This is a genomic window from Paraburkholderia sp. CNPSo 3076 (assembly GCF_026343935.1).
GTDB classification, from domain to species: domain Bacteria; phylum Pseudomonadota; class Gammaproteobacteria; order Burkholderiales; family Burkholderiaceae; genus Paraburkholderia; species Paraburkholderia nodosa.
This window is the reverse complement of record NZ_JAPMAL010000014.1, coordinates 110656-125981: the sequence shown is the minus strand read 5'-3', so window position 1 is coordinate 125981 and position 15326 is coordinate 110656. Positions and strand designations below refer to the sequence as shown.

At 66.0% G+C, this 15326-nt stretch carries 15 protein-coding genes; 6 read left to right on the top strand and 9 right to left on the bottom strand.

The genetic code is table 11. From position 1 onward, the window contains the following. Window positions 1–13: 13 nt before the first annotated feature. The 6 genes from M3A49_RS17750 to M3A49_RS17725 form a co-directional block, all read right to left on the bottom strand. Window positions 14–640, bottom strand: a complete 627-nt coding sequence (locus M3A49_RS17750) for a PqiC family protein (protein ID WP_266229893.1) — start codon at window positions 638–640, stop codon at window positions 14–16. Beyond that, window positions 637–1932, bottom strand: a complete 1296-nt coding sequence (locus M3A49_RS17745) for an MlaD family protein (protein WP_266229892.1) — start codon at window positions 1930–1932, stop codon at window positions 637–639. Before M3A49_RS17745 ends, M3A49_RS17750 begins: the two co-directional genes overlap by 4 nt. Further along, window positions 1929–3134, bottom strand: a complete 1206-nt coding sequence (locus M3A49_RS17740; RefSeq protein ID WP_266229891.1) for a paraquat-inducible protein A — start codon at window positions 3132–3134, stop codon at window positions 1929–1931. Before M3A49_RS17740 ends, M3A49_RS17745 begins: the two co-directional genes overlap by 4 nt. Before the next feature lie 100 nt (window positions 3135–3234). Further along, window positions 3235–3504, bottom strand: a complete 270-nt coding sequence (locus M3A49_RS17735; RefSeq protein WP_266229890.1) for a CsbD family protein — start codon at window positions 3502–3504, stop codon at window positions 3235–3237. A gap of 114 nt (window positions 3505–3618) precedes the next feature. Further along, complete coding sequence (locus M3A49_RS17730) at window positions 3619–3972, bottom strand: response regulator (RefSeq protein WP_266229889.1); 354 nt, start codon at window positions 3970–3972, stop codon at window positions 3619–3621. 127 nt (window positions 3973–4099) lie between these two features. Further along, on the bottom strand, window positions 4100–4591 hold the full coding sequence (locus M3A49_RS17725) for an LEA type 2 family protein (RefSeq protein ID WP_416338970.1): 492 nt from the start codon (window positions 4589–4591) through the stop codon (window positions 4100–4102). A gap of 349 nt (window positions 4592–4940) precedes the next feature. Here M3A49_RS17725 and M3A49_RS17720 point away from each other — a divergent pair, with 349 nt between their 5' ends. The 3 genes from M3A49_RS17720 to M3A49_RS17710 all read left to right on the top strand — a co-directional run bounded on the left by M3A49_RS17720 (window position 4941) and on the right by M3A49_RS17710 (window position 7575). Beyond that, window positions 4941–6071, top strand: coding sequence for a sensor domain-containing diguanylate cyclase (locus tag M3A49_RS17720; RefSeq protein ID WP_266229887.1), 1131 nt, complete (start codon window positions 4941–4943; stop codon window positions 6069–6071). Between the two features lie 157 nt (window positions 6072–6228). Further along, window positions 6229–6477: a hypothetical protein gene (locus M3A49_RS17715; RefSeq protein WP_266229886.1), complete on the top strand. Its 249-nt coding sequence runs from the start codon at window positions 6229–6231 to the stop codon at window positions 6475–6477. Window positions 6478–6795: 318 nt separating this feature from the next. Then, window positions 6796–7575: an ABC transporter substrate-binding protein gene (locus M3A49_RS17710; protein ID WP_266229885.1), complete on the top strand. Its 780-nt coding sequence runs from the start codon at window positions 6796–6798 to the stop codon at window positions 7573–7575. 77 nt (window positions 7576–7652) lie between these two features. On the opposite strand, the gene M3A49_RS17705 is transcribed toward M3A49_RS17710, so the two are convergent. Then, a complete protein-coding gene (locus M3A49_RS17705) occupies window positions 7653–8549 on the bottom strand; it encodes an AraC family transcriptional regulator (protein ID WP_266229884.1) in 897 nt (298 codons plus the stop codon). Window positions 8550–8703: 154 nt separating this feature from the next. Here M3A49_RS17705 and M3A49_RS17700 point away from each other — a divergent pair, with 154 nt between their 5' ends. Continuing rightward, complete coding sequence (locus tag M3A49_RS17700; RefSeq protein ID WP_266229883.1) at window positions 8704–9483, top strand: SDR family NAD(P)-dependent oxidoreductase; 780 nt, start codon at window positions 8704–8706, stop codon at window positions 9481–9483. A gap of 9 nt (window positions 9484–9492) precedes the next feature. Here M3A49_RS17700 and M3A49_RS17695 read toward each other — a convergent pair whose 3' ends face one another. Then, complete coding sequence (locus tag M3A49_RS17695; protein WP_266229882.1) at window positions 9493–9696, bottom strand: DUF3079 domain-containing protein; 204 nt, start codon at window positions 9694–9696, stop codon at window positions 9493–9495. Window positions 9697–9928: 232 nt separating this feature from the next. Here M3A49_RS17695 and M3A49_RS17690 point away from each other — a divergent pair, with 232 nt between their 5' ends. After that, a complete protein-coding gene (locus M3A49_RS17690; protein ID WP_266229881.1) occupies window positions 9929–12451 on the top strand; it encodes a penicillin acylase family protein in 2523 nt (840 codons plus the stop codon). Between the two features lie 501 nt (window positions 12452–12952). On the opposite strand, the gene M3A49_RS17685 is transcribed toward M3A49_RS17690, so the two are convergent. Next, the gene (locus M3A49_RS17685) at window positions 12953–14551 is read right to left on the bottom strand and encodes an EAL domain-containing protein (protein ID WP_266229880.1); all 1599 of its coding nucleotides are present in this window, start codon (window positions 14549–14551) and stop codon (window positions 12953–12955) included. Between the two features lie 268 nt (window positions 14552–14819). Between M3A49_RS17685 and M3A49_RS17680 the strand changes: the two genes are divergently transcribed. Next, window positions 14820–15320, top strand: a complete 501-nt coding sequence (locus M3A49_RS17680; RefSeq protein WP_266229879.1) for a hypothetical protein — start codon at window positions 14820–14822, stop codon at window positions 15318–15320. Window positions 15321–15326: the final 6 nt, after the last annotated feature.

Sequence of the window (15326 nt, the reverse complement as noted above, 5' to 3'; positions counted from 1 at the left end):
AGCGATCGCCGTGTCAGCGCACGGCGATCGATGCTGCGATCCGGTCGGCGAGCTCGCCGAGCACGCGACTGAGCGCAGCGGCTTGCGCCGCCGCATCGTGACCCTCGACCGGCGCGCTCAGCGCCGCCTGCTGGGTCAGTGTGGTTCGTGCAGGCTGTCCCGCCAGGAGCGTCCACGCCACTTGCAGCGTGAGCGTTCCGCCCGCGCTCGCGTTGCAGTCGAGCACCGTGACGACGAGGGTGCGGGTGCCAGCGGGCGCGGGCGCGTCCGGAAAAACGAATGCGCCGGCCGGCAGGCGAGGCAGCAGGTCCTGCGCGAGCGTGCTTCGCATCATCTGCCCGAGCGGCGCGCCCCAGCGGTCGTTGTCGTCGACTGCGAGCCGGTTGGGGGCGACATGCGTCACCACTTCGGGCCGGTCGAGCACGGCGGGAATATGCACGGCGCTCAGTTGCACCGGCGCCATGGCGGCGGTCGAAAGCGGCGCTTGCGCGGGCGTCGCGTCGAGCGTGACGTAACGCGTGGGCGGGCTATGGCCACATGCGGCGACCCCGGCGCCGATGCCCACGAGCATGACCGCGCGCAGCAGTCGCGCGGTCGAAGCCAGTGCGCATCCGGCGCGACTCGCGTGGCGACGCATCATTGGCTCTCCTCTGCCTTGCCGTGCAGCAGCGCTTCGGGGTGCCGGTCGAGATAGTCGGCGAGCGCGCGAACCGAGCGCGCGGTATCGGTCAGCTCGCGCAGCGCGGCGGGCAGGTCGTTCTGGCTCGAAGCGTCGGCGCCCAGCGTACGGTTGGCCGCCGCGACAGTGCGATCGGCTTCGTTCGCCGTCTCGCGCAGCTGCGCGACGAGGGGGCCGATCTGGGGCGACACCTGCGCGAGCGTCTGATCGATTTGCGCAACCGAGCGGTCGATATGCATGAGGCTGTCGCGGATCTGCGGCGAGGAGCTGATGGCGTTCACGTGCGCCGCAATGCTGCGCACTTCGTCGCCCGTTTGCTTGATGGGCAGGTCGTCGATCTTCCTGATCACGTCGCTGGCGCGGGAGGTCATGGTGTCGAAATCGGCGGGGGCGACGCTCGGGATCACGGGGAGCCCGTTGTCGGCGGTGAGCGTCGCGCCCGCTGCGCCCGCAACGAAGTCGAGATTGACCTTGCGCGGCCCGACGAGCGGCGGGTCCTGCGAAAGGCGCGCGCGCAGACCGTCGGCGACGAGGTGATCGAGCATGCCGTTGACGAGCGGCCGCCAGTTGCCGTCCGCGGGCGGCGGCGCGCCGACGATGCCGAGCTGCGATGGGTCCAGCGCGAGCTGAACGGGCGTGCTCAGCGCGCCCGTGCGCGCGTCGTAGCTCAGGCGCACGCTCGTGACGGTCCCTACGGGAAAGCCGCGCAGATCCACCTCCGCGCCGCTCTGCAGGTTGCCGAGCGCGCCGTCGAAACGCACCGCATAGGTCACCATCGGGCCGTGCCCGGGCGCAAGCGGGGGCCGGCGATCGCTGCCGTCGAAGTGATCGGCATGCTTGCCGGGACCCGGCTCCATGACGATTTCGGGTCCCGCAAGCATGGCCTTCAGCGAGGCAGGGTCGCTCAAATCCACCTTCGCGCCGCGCAGGAAAAACCGCGTTCCCGTGCGCAAATACGGGTCTTCCGCCCGGTCGATCTGGAGCTTTGCTTCGACATGCTGACCATCTTGCGCGAGCGACACGTCCGAAACGGCGCCCACCTTCACGCCGCGCAGCGTGACGATCGTGTCGTCCGGCTTCATGCCGTAGGCATTGTCGAACGTCACGACAACGGTCTCGCCGTTTTGGATGAGCGCGCGCACGCCGAGCCATCCCGTCGCGCCGATCGCGGCGATCGGCACAGCCCAGATCCAGCCGGGCCAGGCGGTGCGCCGCACTTCGGCTTGAGTGCGGTGGCGATGCGGGCCGCTCATGGCTTACTCCGCGTATGCGCGTCCCACATCATGCGCGGGTCGAAGGTGCGCGAAGCCATCATCGTGAGGAAGACGACGAGCGCAAACGCCGTCGCGCCGATAGCGGGTCTCGCCACCGCCACGCCGTCGAAGTGGATCAGCGGCACGAAGGCCGCGATCGTGAAGACGTCGACGTTCGACCAGCGGCCCAGTTCGTCGATCCAGCGATAAAGATGGGCCTTGGCGCGCAAGTGCCGGCGCGAATGGCGCAACACCGAGCTGATGAACCACACCATGCCGCCGAGCTTCGCAAGGGGAATCACGATGCTCGTGAGGATGATCAGGATGCCGAATGGCCATAGCCCGACATGAAAGAGCTGATAAACGCCGTCGATGATGCGGTGCGAGTCGTAATGGCCGAGCTGCCGCGACATGGTCATCGGATAGAAATTGGCGGGCACCGTGAGCACGAGCGCCGCGAGCGTGAGCGCGGCTGCGCGCACCACGGCGTCCGGCTTGCGCGCGCGCAGTTTCAGGCCGCAGCGCGGGCATGGCCGGCCCTCATGCGAGATGGGCACGACGAGGTCGCACACGGGGCAGGACAGCGCGCCATGCCCGTGCGGCGCTTGCTGGTCGGGGGCGATGGCGCGCCAGACGGTGCGGCGATCGAGCGAGGCGCGCGTGAGCATCGACATGAGCGCGGCGAGGATGAAACAGTAGCCGCCCGCCCCGATCGTTCCCGTGAGGTTCTGCGTGACGCGCGCATAGCCGACGAGGCAGCCCACGAGATACACGTCGGGCATGGCCCAGATGTCGAGCGCGATGGTCCAGCGAAAGAGCGTGCCGATATGCTTGAACCGCACGCCGAAACGGACCAGTCCCAGCACGATCATGAGCACGCCGAAGCGCACGAAAGGCAGCACGATGCCGAACGCACCGAGCAATAGCGCGAGCGCGAGCCAGCCGTCGCGCCAGATCGACACGATGCCCGACGCGAGAACCGATGAGCGATCGGCGCCGAGCATGTGCACCGTCATCAGCGGCACGAGATTGGCGGGGAACAGCAGGACGAATGTCGTGGTGGCGCAGGCGAGCGAAGCGGTGATGCTGCGCCCGCTCCGGCGCTCCAGCGGGTACTGGCAGATCCTGCAACGCGCGAGCATGCGCGGGCCGAGCGGAGGGATGTCCTCGAGGGCGCCGCATTCGGGACAGCCAATCGTCATGGGCCGGGCTCCTGACTACGCCTCGCGATGACACACGATTCGCATCAGTGAGGCAGTTTCAGGACCACGCGCATAAAACGTTCCCGCGCCGTGCTTATGCTCAGCCTTCGGATTTATTGCGGTTCAGGGCCCATGCCGCGCCGAGCGCGAAGCCGAGGGCGGCGGCGAGCCCGAGCGCGGTCATGGGCTTGTCGGCAACGTTGTCGCGCGTGGCGTCGGCGGCATTGTTCAAGGCCTGTTGGGACTTGCCGTACAGCACCTTTGCCTTGCCGGCCAGGCCCATGGCGGGGTCGCCCAGCATGCGGCCGGCCAGGTGCTGCGCTTCTCCCGCGACCTCGTTCGCGATGGCGTGTGCGTGTCTCGTGTCCATGATCGTGCTCCTGTGTGCTCAGGGTGGGTCATTGAATATGCGCGCTCCACTAGCGCAATCATGGTGGAGCAACGCTAATGCCCGCAGCACGGCGATCGATGAAGCAACGGCGAATCAGCGCTCGCGTACGAGCGTCAGCGCGGCGGTGAGCTGATCGAGGCCGATAGGGTTGACGAGATGCCGGTCGAAGCCGGCCTGGGCGCTGCGGAGCGCGTCGCCGGCTTGCGCCCAGCCGGTCAGCGCGACGAGGCGCAGATCGCGCCAGTCTGCCCGCACGCGTACCCGCTGCGCGAACTGGCAACCGTCGATGCCCGGCATGTCGAGATCCACGAATGCGATCGCGTGCGTGGGTTCGTGCAACGATCGGCTCGCGGACAGATCCTCGTTGAGCAGGGCGATCAGCGTTGCCGGGTCGGTACTGACCACCGGGGCCGGGTTCATCAACGGATCTGCGTCTCGCGTCGTCATCGTGGTTCCGTACGGGGCGCCCAGTGCCGGCAATCCGCATGTTCTATGCGGCTTTGTCATAGCCGTGTATTGCCGACCGGTAAATAGGGTTATATCCAGTTGCGTTTGCAACGAGCCCGCCCGGTGGTCACGGGCCGAGCAGGCCCTGCGTTGGCAGCGACAGTTTGCCGTGATCGGCGAAGCGCGTGCCGCCGCCGATGCCGCCTGCGAGGCGTCCGCGTATTTCGTAGGGAATGTTGCCGGCCTGTGCGCTGCCCGCAAAGGCGAAAGCCTGGCGCACGGCGGCGAATGCCGGGACGGTCAGCGGCACGACGATCACCGCTTCACCGAAGCGCGGCACGACGCCGCTTTGGTCGCTCACGCCGCTGGCGAACGATTGACCGTTCAGGTCCAGTTGCAGCGACACGCCGCTGAATTCGACCGGCGTGTCGTTGGGATTCTGGATGCGCAGCTTCACGTTGAAGCGCATCTCCATGCCTTCGCCCTGCAGCGGCTCGAGCCCCGCCACGTTGACCCGCAGCGGGTCTCCGATCAACCCCGCGCAGCCGCCAAGCCAGAACAGCACGCAAAGCAAGGCGCAGACAAGTCGCATTGAACGCCTGGCGTCAGGTGCTGGCATGGGAAGTACCTCGTTGGTCGAGTCCGCGGGTGTCGCTTAGTGTAGCGTCGATCGTTCGCGGGTTTCTGCCGTGCGCCGGGCGGTCGCCGGTCGTCGCGTTTCGATTCGCGTGCTCGAGCGGGCCAGGTCGACCAGATCGATCTGGATTGCATGGATCCAGGCCAAACCTGCGATACGATACGTCCCCGGCGCTCAAGCAGGATGCGCCACACGCGGCCGAAAATCGTTTCAATTGGCTTTCATCGGTCGAGTGCCGCCTCACGCCTCCTGACTTTCTCCTTTCGTTGCCCGGCCCGTTCTCATGCTCAGCGCCTTCGCTCTATTCGGGATCTTGATCGTATCTTGCCTGATGAGCGTCGCCGTCCTGGGCTCGCTGATTCGAACCGCCTTGCCGGGCGTGGGCCGCTGGTGTCTGGGTTATGCGCTGGTGGCCGCGGTATCCACCTGGATCGTGCTCGCCGGACCGCGTGCTGGCGCGATCACGATCGTCGCGACGTCGGTCGCGACCCTGGGCGCGGTCGTGCTCCTCGTGCAGGGCACGCGTCAGTTCTTCGGCATGCGCGCCGTATGCCGCACGGAATCCGCGGCGTTGGTCATGATGTGCGCTGCGCTGGTCTATTTCATGTGGGTGTCGCCCAGTAACGGCGCGCGAGGCGTGCTCGTTTCACTGGGTCTCATCTATGGGCGGCTCGCGATAGGTACGCTGGTGCTGCGGCATGCTTCGCGCGAGGGTACGCGCTACGCGTGCCGGCTGATCGCCGTGGCCGCCGGGCTCGGTGCGCTCGTTTATGTCGCGCGGATCGGCGCGATCGTTTCCGGGGCCGTGCCGTCGCTTACGTTCGTGCAGCCGTCGCCATGGAACGTGGCGCTGCTCGGCCTTGCGATCGTCACGTTGCCCTGCATGTCGATCGGTATGGTGATGCTCGCTCACGACCGGATCCTTGGGCGCATGGAAAAGATCGCGACGATCGACGAACTGACGGGCACGCTCACGCGGCGGGCGTTCATTGCCAGGGCGCAGGTCCTGCTTGCGCAGGCGCGGGAGAAGGGCGATCCCTTGTCGATCGCGATTCTCGACATCGATAACTTCAAGGCCGTCAACGACGGCTTCGGCCATGCGGTCGGCGATCGCATCCTGGCGCACGTCGCCTCGGTCGTCACCGCGCAATTGCGGTCATGCGATCTGTTCGGCCGGCTGGGCGGCGAAGAGTTTGCGATCCTCTTTGCATACGCGCAAAAGCACGACGCGGCGACGTTGACGAATACGCTGCGGCTTGCGGTCGAACGTTCGTCCGCCGAAGGCGTGCGCTGCACGCTCAGCGCGGGCGTCGGCAGGTTCGTGCCGGCCGATACGCTGGAGAGCGCGATAGTGCGCGCCGACGCGGCGCTTTATGTGGCGAAGGCGGCGGGGCGCAATCGCGTCGTCATGACATCGGATACCGAAGAAGGCGAAGCCCGCTACCTCGCCGAATCGCGCTAAAGAAATGCTTGCCCGGCAAATTTATTCCAGGGAAAATTCGCGCTGACGAAAACTGGCATCGATGCCGGCTTCGTGCGACCCGGCGCGTCGTACCGGGCAGGTCAATCATTTCCCGGGCAATGGCGTCCGCAACGGTGGTCATGCCGGATAACTGCCCATGTTCAAGCGCCTCTTTTCCGAACTCGCCCGCGTCTTCGTTCCGGCTGGGCGAAATCCCGACTTCTCCGCTCTGATCGACTTCCCGTGCTGCGCGTTAGACGACGCCGCCATCGAGAAGGAAAACGGTCTGTCCCGATTGCGTGACAGTGCGGGCATGCGTGCGGCCCGCTCGCGCCGCCGCGTCTGGCGGCTTCGCGAAGTTCGCCGCGATCTCCGCCGCGAAATGCATCCGGCGCCGCGCCTTTAATGCGGCCATACGTCGGCGGCCTTCAACTGCCGCTCTCAACCGCCGCTCTCAACCGCTTTAGGGTCTTCCCTGCCATGAAGGCGGGCTGGCCCGGCTCGTCCCGAGTTTTCCCCCCCAGGGTTCTCCCAGGCCATAGGTGTTTCCGCCTGTTTTTGACGACTCGACGCGAGTATTCTGGACTGCTACCTTGCCGGGCGCAGGTGCATCCGCAGCGTCGATCACGCTTGTGGTGTGCGCCGCGGGGGAATGTCCGCGCCGCAACCATGCGGGCGGTGTCCGTGTCTTGACCACCCTGATATCCAGAACCGAGGGGATCCCATGAAAAAGTTGTTTGCAGCCGTCTCTATTGCCTTGATCGCCTCCACGGCCAGCGCCGGCGCCTTTGCGGCGGACACCATTCGCTTCGGTGTCGATGCAAGCTATCCGCCGTTTGAATCGAAAGCACCGGACGGCAAACTGGTCGGCTTCGACATCGATCTCGGCAACGAGATCTGCCACCGCCTGAATGCCAAATGCGTGTGGATCGAGAACGACTTCGACGGCATGATCCCGGCGCTGAAGGCGCGCAAGTTCGACGGCGTGCTCTCGTCGATGTCGATGACCCCGGCGCGCAGGGAGCAGATTGCGTTCTCGGACAAACTGTTCAATACGCCGACGCGCCTTGTCGCGAAGACGGGTTCGGGCATCATGCCGACGGCGGAATCGCTCAAGGGCAAGCGTGTGGGCGTGGAGCAGGGCACGATTCAGGAGACCTACGCAAAGGCGCATTGGGCAACGGCTGGCGTAGAGGTCGTGCCTTACCAGAACCAGGACCAGGTCTATCAGGACCTGCTGGCCGGCCGCGTGGACGCGGCGCTGCAAGACGCCGTGCAGGCCGAAGTGGGCTTCCTGAAGACGCCGCGCGGCCAGGGCTACAGCTTCGCGGGCGGCGACCTCGACGATCCGGTCACTCTCGGCAACGGCGCCGGCATCGGCCTGCGCAAGGAAGACACGGCGCTCAAGACGAAGATCGACGGCGCGATCGCCGGCATCATCAAGGACGGCACGTACAAGAAGATCGAGAAGAAGTACTTCGACTTCGACGTGTACGGCAAGTGATGTGATGCGTCCAGCGTGACGTGTGCACGGCGCGAAAGCGGACGCCCCGCTCTCGCGCCGCGTGTCGCCGGAGCAGGCTACGCGGCCTCGCGCAGTGCCCGCGCTTGCGACGAGTCCTTTTTCGGCGGCGCGCCAAACATCCGCGTGTATTCGCGGCTGAACTGCGAGGCGCTCTCGTATCCCACTTCGAATGCGGCGGCCTGTACGCTCATCGACAGCGAAAGCAGCAGTCTGCGCGCTTCCAGAAGCCGCAACTGCTTCTGGTATTGAAGGGGCGGCAGCCCCGTCAGCGCCTTGAACTGCCGGTGGAACGCCGAGGCGCTGAGCTGGGCGACTGCCGCCAGGTCTTCCACGCGCACGGTTTCGGCGAACCGCGCCCGCAAATTTTCCACCGCGCGCAGCAGGCTGTGAGAAGGGCTTTCGGTCGACGCCAGCCTCGCGATTTTCGATCCATTCGGACCGCTTAGCAACCAGTAGCAGATCTCGCGCATGAGCATGGGGTACAGCATGCCGATGGCGTCGGGCGTGTCCAGCAGGCGCACGGCGCGCAGCGCGCATTCGGCGAGGGGGCCGTCGAAGTTCGCGACGAACACGCCGCGGCTTGCGTCCGCCGCCGGCACGGGCGCAGGCGACATCTCCTTTGCCACGGCGCGCAACATGGCCAGGTCCAGCTCGAGAATCAGAACCAGGCAAGGTTTGTCCGGGCTCGCCTCGAACACGCGGCCCCGCGACGGCGTTTCCACGCCGACCACGAGCGCTTGACCGGCCCGGTACTCGAGTTGCGCCCCGCCGAAACTGGCCCATTTGGCGCCCTGAGCGACGATGCACAAAGCCGGGCGCGCCGAGCGAAACGTAGGCGGCGCGGGGTGGTCGGAGCGCAGGATGAGCAGTCCGTCGACAGCGGTGCTGTATGGGCTCGTGCCTGGCTGCGTTTGCGTGTAGCGCAGGAGGGCGGCGGCGAGTTCGTTCGTCATGGGGGCTCGACAAGAAACGCGCGATGGAAGGTGCGCGCCGACCCATCTTAGTCAGCGAAGCAGGATTAGGCAAGAATCGGGCAGGTTCGGGTATTCACTCGCCGGTGGCGTCGGGCGCAGAATCGACGCTATCCAACACAGCGAGAGGTGCCAAATGGCAACGAAGAACGGCAGTCAGTCGGGCCCGAAAATCGCGGTTGTCACCGGAGGCAGCCGCGGGATCGGCCGCGACACGGTGCTGCGGCTGGCAAGCCGCGGCGTCCACTCGGTTCTCAGTTACCACACCAATCGCGCCGAGGCAGAGAAGGTCTGTGCCGAGGTCGCGCAAGCGGGCAGCCGGGCGATCGCACTGCAATTGAACATCGCGAATTCAGGCACGTTCGACGACTTCGTCGCGCGGCTTGGGGAAGCGCTTGGGACGCTGAATGCAAAGGGCTTCGATTATCTGGTGAACAACGCCGGTATTTCCTCGACGGCCACGCTTGCAGCCGGCACCGAAGCGGAGCTCGACGCGCAGTTCGCGGTGCATTTCAAGGGGCCGTTTCTGCTGACGCAAAAGCTGCTGCCGCTCATTCATGACGGCGGCCGGATCGTGAACCTCTCCTCGGGCCTTGCGCGCTTCGCGTTTCCGGGCCGCGCGATTTATGGCCCGATGAAGGCGGCCGTCGAAGCGCTCACGCGCTATATGGCGCTCGAACTCGCGCCGCGCCGGATCGCGGTCAACGTCGTGGCGCCGGGCGCCATTGCGACCGACTTCAGTGGCGGCATCGTGCGGGACAATCCGGAGGTCAACAAGGCGGTGGCGGAACATACCGCGCTGGGCCGCGCGGGATTGCCGACTGACGTGGGGCCCGTGATTGCGGGTCTACTGTCGGATGACTTTGGCTGGGTGAACGCGCAGCGCATCGAGGTGGCCGGCGGCATTCATATTTGATTTCGCGGGTTAAGGTGTGACGCTTATGCCGGAGGCGTCGACTTCGATACCCCAGTCGCCCTGTTCGAGCCAGTCGTCGCCGAGGAGTTCGGCCGGATGCTGCGTGCGGCTCTGGCCGTTGCCGCATCGCATGTCGTTGGCCGGGCAGTAGTGGTCGCAGCCCCAGCACAGGCGCTCGGGGTGCAGCGGGTGAATCGGAAACTTCTTTGCCATGTCGTCGCCCCTGTGCGATCTCGGACAGAACGCAATATTGAGATTGTCTTCCTTCCGCGGCAAGGTGGCAGATGGCAGAGTGTCGCGCGCAGGAAGCTCGGTGAAGGGGATAAAAGTCGCGTCGCTCTCCCTGCGTGTTGTTGCCACAGGGTCATGCTATGGTCGTACGGCGTCCGGCCGATCCGGTCGCCGCGCCTGGAAGCGCTGAACACAACGACCCGCGTGCTTCTCCATGACCCGTTCGAGTCTTCTCCCGCCAAAGCGGCGCCGTGCGTGGCCGCTGATCCTGTTGTGCGCCGTCGTCATCGTCCTGGCTGCCATGGTGCTGGCGGGCTGGCTGACGTTGCGCGGCAGCTTGCCGCAGCTGGACGGCACGCGTGCCGCGCCGCTCTCCGCACCGGTGACGATCGGGCGCGACGCACTTGGCGTGCCGACGGTGCAGGGCGGCACGCGTGGCGACGTTGCGTATGCGAGCGGCTTCCTTCACGCGCAGGACCGCTTCTTCCAGATGGACTTGCTGCGCCGGGTCGCGGCCGGCGAGATGGCGGCGCTCATCGGCCCGGCGCCGCTGCCGCTGGACCGCCGCGACCGGCCCTTGCGCTTTCGCGAACACGCGCAGGCGGCGCTCGCCGGGCTCTCCGCCGACCAGCGGGAACTAATCGAGCGCTATACGGCGGGCGTCAACGACGGCCTGCGCTCGCTTCGCGCGCGGCCGTTCGAATACTGGCTGTTGCGCGCGCAACCGGCGCCGTGGCGTCCGGAAGACACGGTGCTCGCCGTCTACGCGATGTACTTCGATCTTCAGTATGACCAGGTGAGGCGCGTGCTCTCGCGCGCAGCGCTGCGCGAGCGCGTGCCGGCCGATCTGCTTGCGTTCCTGCTGCCTGAGACGAGCCGTTGGGACGCCCCGCTCGACGGGCAGCGCGCGATGGCGCAGCCGCCGGCGGCGCTGCCCGCTGCGCCGCCATCATGGCTGCCGTCAACGCAGTCCGCTGCCGATGCCGAACCGGATACCACCGCGCTGCTCGCCGGCCTGCCTGGTTTCGTGAACGCCTTCGCGGGCGCCGGGAGCGCGGTCGATTCGATGGTCGGCAGCAACGGTTGCGCGGTCGACGGCGCGCACAGCGCACACGGCGGCGCGCTGCTCGCGAGCGACATGCACCTCGGCCTGTCGCTGCCGAACATCTGGTACCGGATCTCGCTCGTCTATCCCGCGCCCAACGGCGGCGAGCGGCGTGTCACGGGCGTCAGTTTGCCGGGTACGCCGTTCGTCGTGGCCGGCAGCAATGGTCATATCGCGTGGGGCTTCACGAACAGCTACGGGCGCTTCGTCGATCTGGTCGAACTTCAACGCGATCCGGCCGATCCACTGCGCTACCGTGTCCCGGGCGGCGGATGGGAGCGTGCGCAGGTGATTCACGAGCGGCTCGGCGTGAACGGCGGTGCGAGCGTCGATCTGCCGGTCGTGCAAACGCGCTGGGGGCCGCAACTCGTGGTCGGCGAGCGCGCGTATGCATTGCATTGGGTCGCGCAGGATCCGCAGGCGACCAACATGAACTTCATGCGGCTCGAAGGCATCTCGAACGTCGCCGACGCGTTGCGCGCCGCGCAGACCTTCGGCATGCCGACGCAGAACTTCATGGCGGTCGACGCCCAAGGCCATATCGGCTGGACGCTTGCCGGACCGCTGCCGCGCTTCGCGGATGCCGATGCGGACGCTGAGGCGGACGGTCAGGCGGCAGCCCTCTCGGGCTTGCCGTACCGCTCCGGGACGTACGCCGGTTGGCAAGGGTATCGGACGCCCGACGCGTATCCCGTACGCGTCGATCCGCCGGCCGGCCGCATCTGGACCGCGAACAACCGCACCCTGCCGATGGAGGAGGTGGCGCAGATCGGCGACGCCGGCACGGATCTCGGCGCGCGCGCCACGCAGATTCGCAACGACCTGTTCGCGCTGCCGCACGCGAGCGAGCGCGACATGCTCGCGGTGCAGACCGACGACCGCGCGTTCTGGATCGAGCACTGGAGCCGCGTGGCGCTCGACGCGCTCGATGCGCGCGCGCTCGACGGTCATCCCCAACGCGCCGAATTCCAGCGCCTCGTTCAGGCGTGGGATGGCCGCGCCGATGTGAATGCAGTCGGCTACCGGCTGGTGCGTGCGTTCTACGACTCGCTCTACGAAGCATGGTTCGGTGTACTGGACAAGCAGATGGCCGCGATTGCGCCGGACCTCAGCTATCGCGCGGCGAACTCGCGTTACGAAGCGACGATGGAGACGCTGGCCGATCATCGCGCGTGGATACCGGGCGGCTTTTCGGACTGGCGTGCGTTCATGCTGGGCCGCATCGATCACGCGATCGCCCGGTTGCCCAAGGGCACCAGGCTCGAAGAGGCGCGCTGGGGCGTGCGCAACCGCTCGGTAATTGCGCATCCGTTCGCGCGCATGGTGCCGGCGTGGCTGCCGTGGGTTCGCGGCTGGCTCAGCGCGCCGCATGACCCGCTGCCAGGCGACATCAACATGCCGCGCGTGCAGACGCCCGCGTTCGGCGCGTCCGAGCGCTTCGCGGTGTCGCCGGGGCGCGAGCAGGACGGCATCTTCGAGATGCCGGGCGGGCAATCGGGCAATCCCATGTCGCCGTATTTCCTCGCGGGGCATGAAACGTGGGTGCATGGCGACGCGGCGCCGTTCCTGCCGGGTACGGCGGTGCACACGCTGAAGCTCGTACCGGCCGGCGCGCAGCAGGCCGGAAATTAAGGGTTCTCAGGCTGACGGGCGGCCTGGCAGCGCTTGCGCCCCGGCAACGCGTCATGGATGCAACGTTCCCCTCGAAACGCAGCGCGCGTGGCGGGTTAGCAGAACTCCGCTGACACCGCTAGACGCTAGAAGCGCTGGCTGATTCTCCCTATATCGGTTCTCCTCCTACCCTTGGCGGGGGTGATTGAGTCAAGCTTGGCGCGCTCGCTTCGAGGCCTTCTCTCGCCGTGAGCCACATAAAACGGAATCGAATAAGGGGACAGCCATGAAGTGGCTCGATCGCATGACGGTGTTCAAAAAGCTGCTGACAGCATTCGCCGGTGTGATCGTATTTGCGGTAGCCGTCGCAAAACGCGGCCCTCGTTGAACAGGCGGCCGCCGCGGCAAGCCCGATGGCCGATCAGGCGGCGCAGTTGCAGCAGGCGGTGTCGATTTTCAGCTTGCGGGCGCTTGACGTGAGCGCTCGTGCCGTCGCGACGGCTGCGACATCGAGTTGAATTGTCAACTAAAGCTCGCCGGCATGCTGTTTGGCTCGCGCGGCGCGCGATGCTTACCCAGCCATTTCGCGAGATCGGCGGCGGACATCGCCTCTGAGTAGTACCAGCCTTGGCCATACTGCACGCCCTTGCTACGCAGCCACGTCACCTGTGCGCCGGACTCCACGCCCTCGGCGACGATTTTCAGCCCCAACTCGTGGGCCATGGAAATGATGTGCGGCGCGACGACGCTCGAGGCGGTATCCTGGACGATCGTATCGACGAACGACTTGTCGATCTTCAGCACATCGATTTCGAAGCTCTGCAGATACGACAGGCTCGAGTAGCCGGTTCCAAAGTCGTCGATATAGATGGGGTGGCCTGCGGCCCGGAAGGCCGCAATGACACCCCGCGTGGCCTCTGCGTTCATGAAGCTGCGCTCCGTCGCCTCGATGCGGATTTGCGCGGGCGCGATGCCGGTTCCTTCGAGCGACGCGCTAAGCAGGTTCAGAAAGCGCAAACTCTGCAGATCCTCGCCGCTCACGTTGATCGAGACATAAAACGCTGGATTCGCCGTGAGCAGTTTTCCTAGCTGCGCGATGGTCTTTTCGAGCACGAGATCGGTCAGCGGCTGAATGAGGTGATTGTCTTCGGCCACGCGCACGAAGACCTCTGGCGAGATGGCGCGCCCGTTCAGTGTCCAGCGCACCAGCGCTTCGGCGCCTGCACACTGGTTGTCCTCGAGCCGCACGATGGGCTGGAAAACCACGTCGATCTTGCGCCGGGTGATGGCCCACTGCAGCGTTGACGGGAACGAGAGTTGCCGAGAAACGCGCTTGTAGGCGAGCCAGCCGAGCGCGGCGCCCGCGAACACGCCGATGGTCAGCCACGCGGCGAGCAGCTTGGGCCAGTCGCCCGCCACGCTGCTGCGCGGCGACTTGACCACGACGCCAAGCGGGCGTGTCGACGATCGGGCGACAGCGTAATTCCAGTCATTGCTGTCCACATTACCGTTGTGCTTCCACGCATCGAGCATGTCGTCCGGATCCGCGCCGGTCGAGACCGCGAGGAGCCTTCCCGTCGTAATCTGGATCACGGCGATAGGGCGCCTCGCTGGATCAATGAGATCGACATAGGAGCCCGGGTCGATGGAAACGTAGTGGCCATTGCGGCCAAACTGAATGTCCTTGCGGACGTCGCTTAGCGGACTCTTCTGCTGGAACCACACCAGGTAGCCGTCGTCGCTGCGATAGTCGGGCGGCGGGAGCGTGAGGTCCTTGCTGCGCACGTCGCCAAGCAGCGGAGAGCAGAGATAGTGCCCGTCGGCGTATGCGCCGGCATCCTGAACATAGCGGTAGTTGTAGATGACACGCGAGGCCTGTTCGAGGCTGGATGGCGAACACGGCGTGCCCGGCTCGCGGTCCAGGTCGGAAAGGGCGGCAAAGGCCTGGTAAGTGACGAGGTCAGTGCGCATCACCGCCTTGTCGGCGAACTCCCTGAGCTCGGCGCGATCACGCCGCTGGACGTCCTCGTTCGCAACGTAAAGACTCGTGAAAACGGGGACGAGGGTGGCGAGACACCCGAGTGCGACCGAAGCGGAAATCAGCGAAATGCGCTTGATCATTTCGCACCCCGGGGGATGGAACGTTAGGGAACGAACCAGAGGCTGGACGCACGCGTGGGCGGCGCCCCCAGCGATGCTCGGGAGCCCGAACATCAGGCCCAAGCATACTCTTCGGCGTTCCGTTTTCAACGAGCAAACACGTTGGCGGCGTTTGCGCAGGCGCCACGGTTGTCCTGGCGGTAGGACCATGGTCCGATTGTGCGCATGCACCACGTCCGGCACGATCTGCCTGTGTTGCTCGCCAGGTTCGCTGCTCAGGGGAGCGTGAATGGGGACTCTGTCCAACTTCGTGTTTGCCGCCGTGGTGGCGCTCGTGGCCGGTTGCGCCCAGCCGTGGCAAAGCGTCGAGCCCGGCGCCGACCAGTCCGCGTTGATCGCGCGCCTCGGGCCGCCGCGCGAAACCTATAACCTGCCGGACGGCGGCAAACGGCTCATGTGGCCGACCCAGCCGATGGGGTCGACGAACACCGTTGCCGATATCGACGCGAGCGGCAAGGTCGTGAGCTTGCGTCAGGTCTTGCAGGAGAGCGAGTTCTATCGCGCGAAAGTCAACGAATGGACACGTAACGATGTCCTGATCCATTTCGGCCGGCCCGCGGAGACAGCCTACTTTTCGCGCATGCAGCGGGAAGTCTGGTCCTACCGCTACATCGAGAACAACATCGATTACATGATGTTTCACTTCTACTTCGACGATCAGGGCATCTTGCGGCTCACGCAGAAGACGACTGATCCATTACGCGACCGGAACCTGAGGCGCGGCTTCTAAACCAGG

Bases quoted from the DNA above. Each gene is read 5' to 3' on its own strand.
- M3A49_RS17695 (WP_266229882.1), bottom strand. From the start codon at position 9,696: ATGGCAAAGAAGTTTCCGATTCACCCGCTGCACCCCGAGCGCCTGTGC.
- M3A49_RS17690 (WP_266229881.1), top strand. From the start codon at position 9,929: ATGACCCGTTCGAGTCTTCTCCCGCCAAAGCGGCGCCGTGCGTGGCCG.
- M3A49_RS17680 (WP_266229879.1), top strand. From the start codon at position 14,820: ATGGGGACTCTGTCCAACTTCGTGTTTGCCGCCGTGGTGGCGCTCGTG.
- M3A49_RS17710 (WP_266229885.1), top strand. From the start codon at position 6,796: ATGAAAAAGTTGTTTGCAGCCGTCTCTATTGCCTTGATCGCCTCCACG.
- M3A49_RS17740 (WP_266229891.1), bottom strand. From the start codon at position 3,134: ATGACGATTGGCTGTCCCGAATGCGGCGCCCTCGAGGACATCCCTCCG.
- M3A49_RS17700 (WP_266229883.1), top strand. From the start codon at position 8,704: ATGGCAACGAAGAACGGCAGTCAGTCGGGCCCGAAAATCGCGGTTGTC.
- M3A49_RS17705 (WP_266229884.1), bottom strand. From the start codon at position 8,549: ATGACGAACGAACTCGCCGCCGCCCTCCTGCGCTACACGCAAACGCAG.
- M3A49_RS17725 (WP_416338970.1), bottom strand. From the start codon at position 4,591: ATGCCAGCACCTGACGCCAGGCGTTCAATGCGACTTGTCTGCGCCTTG.
- M3A49_RS17735 (WP_266229890.1), bottom strand. From the start codon at position 3,504: ATGGACACGAGACACGCACACGCCATCGCGAACGAGGTCGCGGGAGAA.
- M3A49_RS17745 (WP_266229892.1), bottom strand. From the start codon at position 1,932: ATGAGCGGCCCGCATCGCCACCGCACTCAAGCCGAAGTGCGGCGCACC.
- M3A49_RS17730 (WP_266229889.1), bottom strand. From the start codon at position 3,972: ATGACGACGCGAGACGCAGATCCGTTGATGAACCCGGCCCCGGTGGTC.
- M3A49_RS17720 (WP_266229887.1), top strand. From the start codon at position 4,941: ATGAGCGTCGCCGTCCTGGGCTCGCTGATTCGAACCGCCTTGCCGGGC.
- M3A49_RS17715 (WP_266229886.1), top strand. From the start codon at position 6,229: ATGTTCAAGCGCCTCTTTTCCGAACTCGCCCGCGTCTTCGTTCCGGCT.
- M3A49_RS17685 (WP_266229880.1), bottom strand. From the start codon at position 14,551: ATGATCAAGCGCATTTCGCTGATTTCCGCTTCGGTCGCACTCGGGTGT.
- M3A49_RS17750 (WP_266229893.1), bottom strand. From the start codon at position 640: ATGATGCGTCGCCACGCGAGTCGCGCCGGATGCGCACTGGCTTCGACC.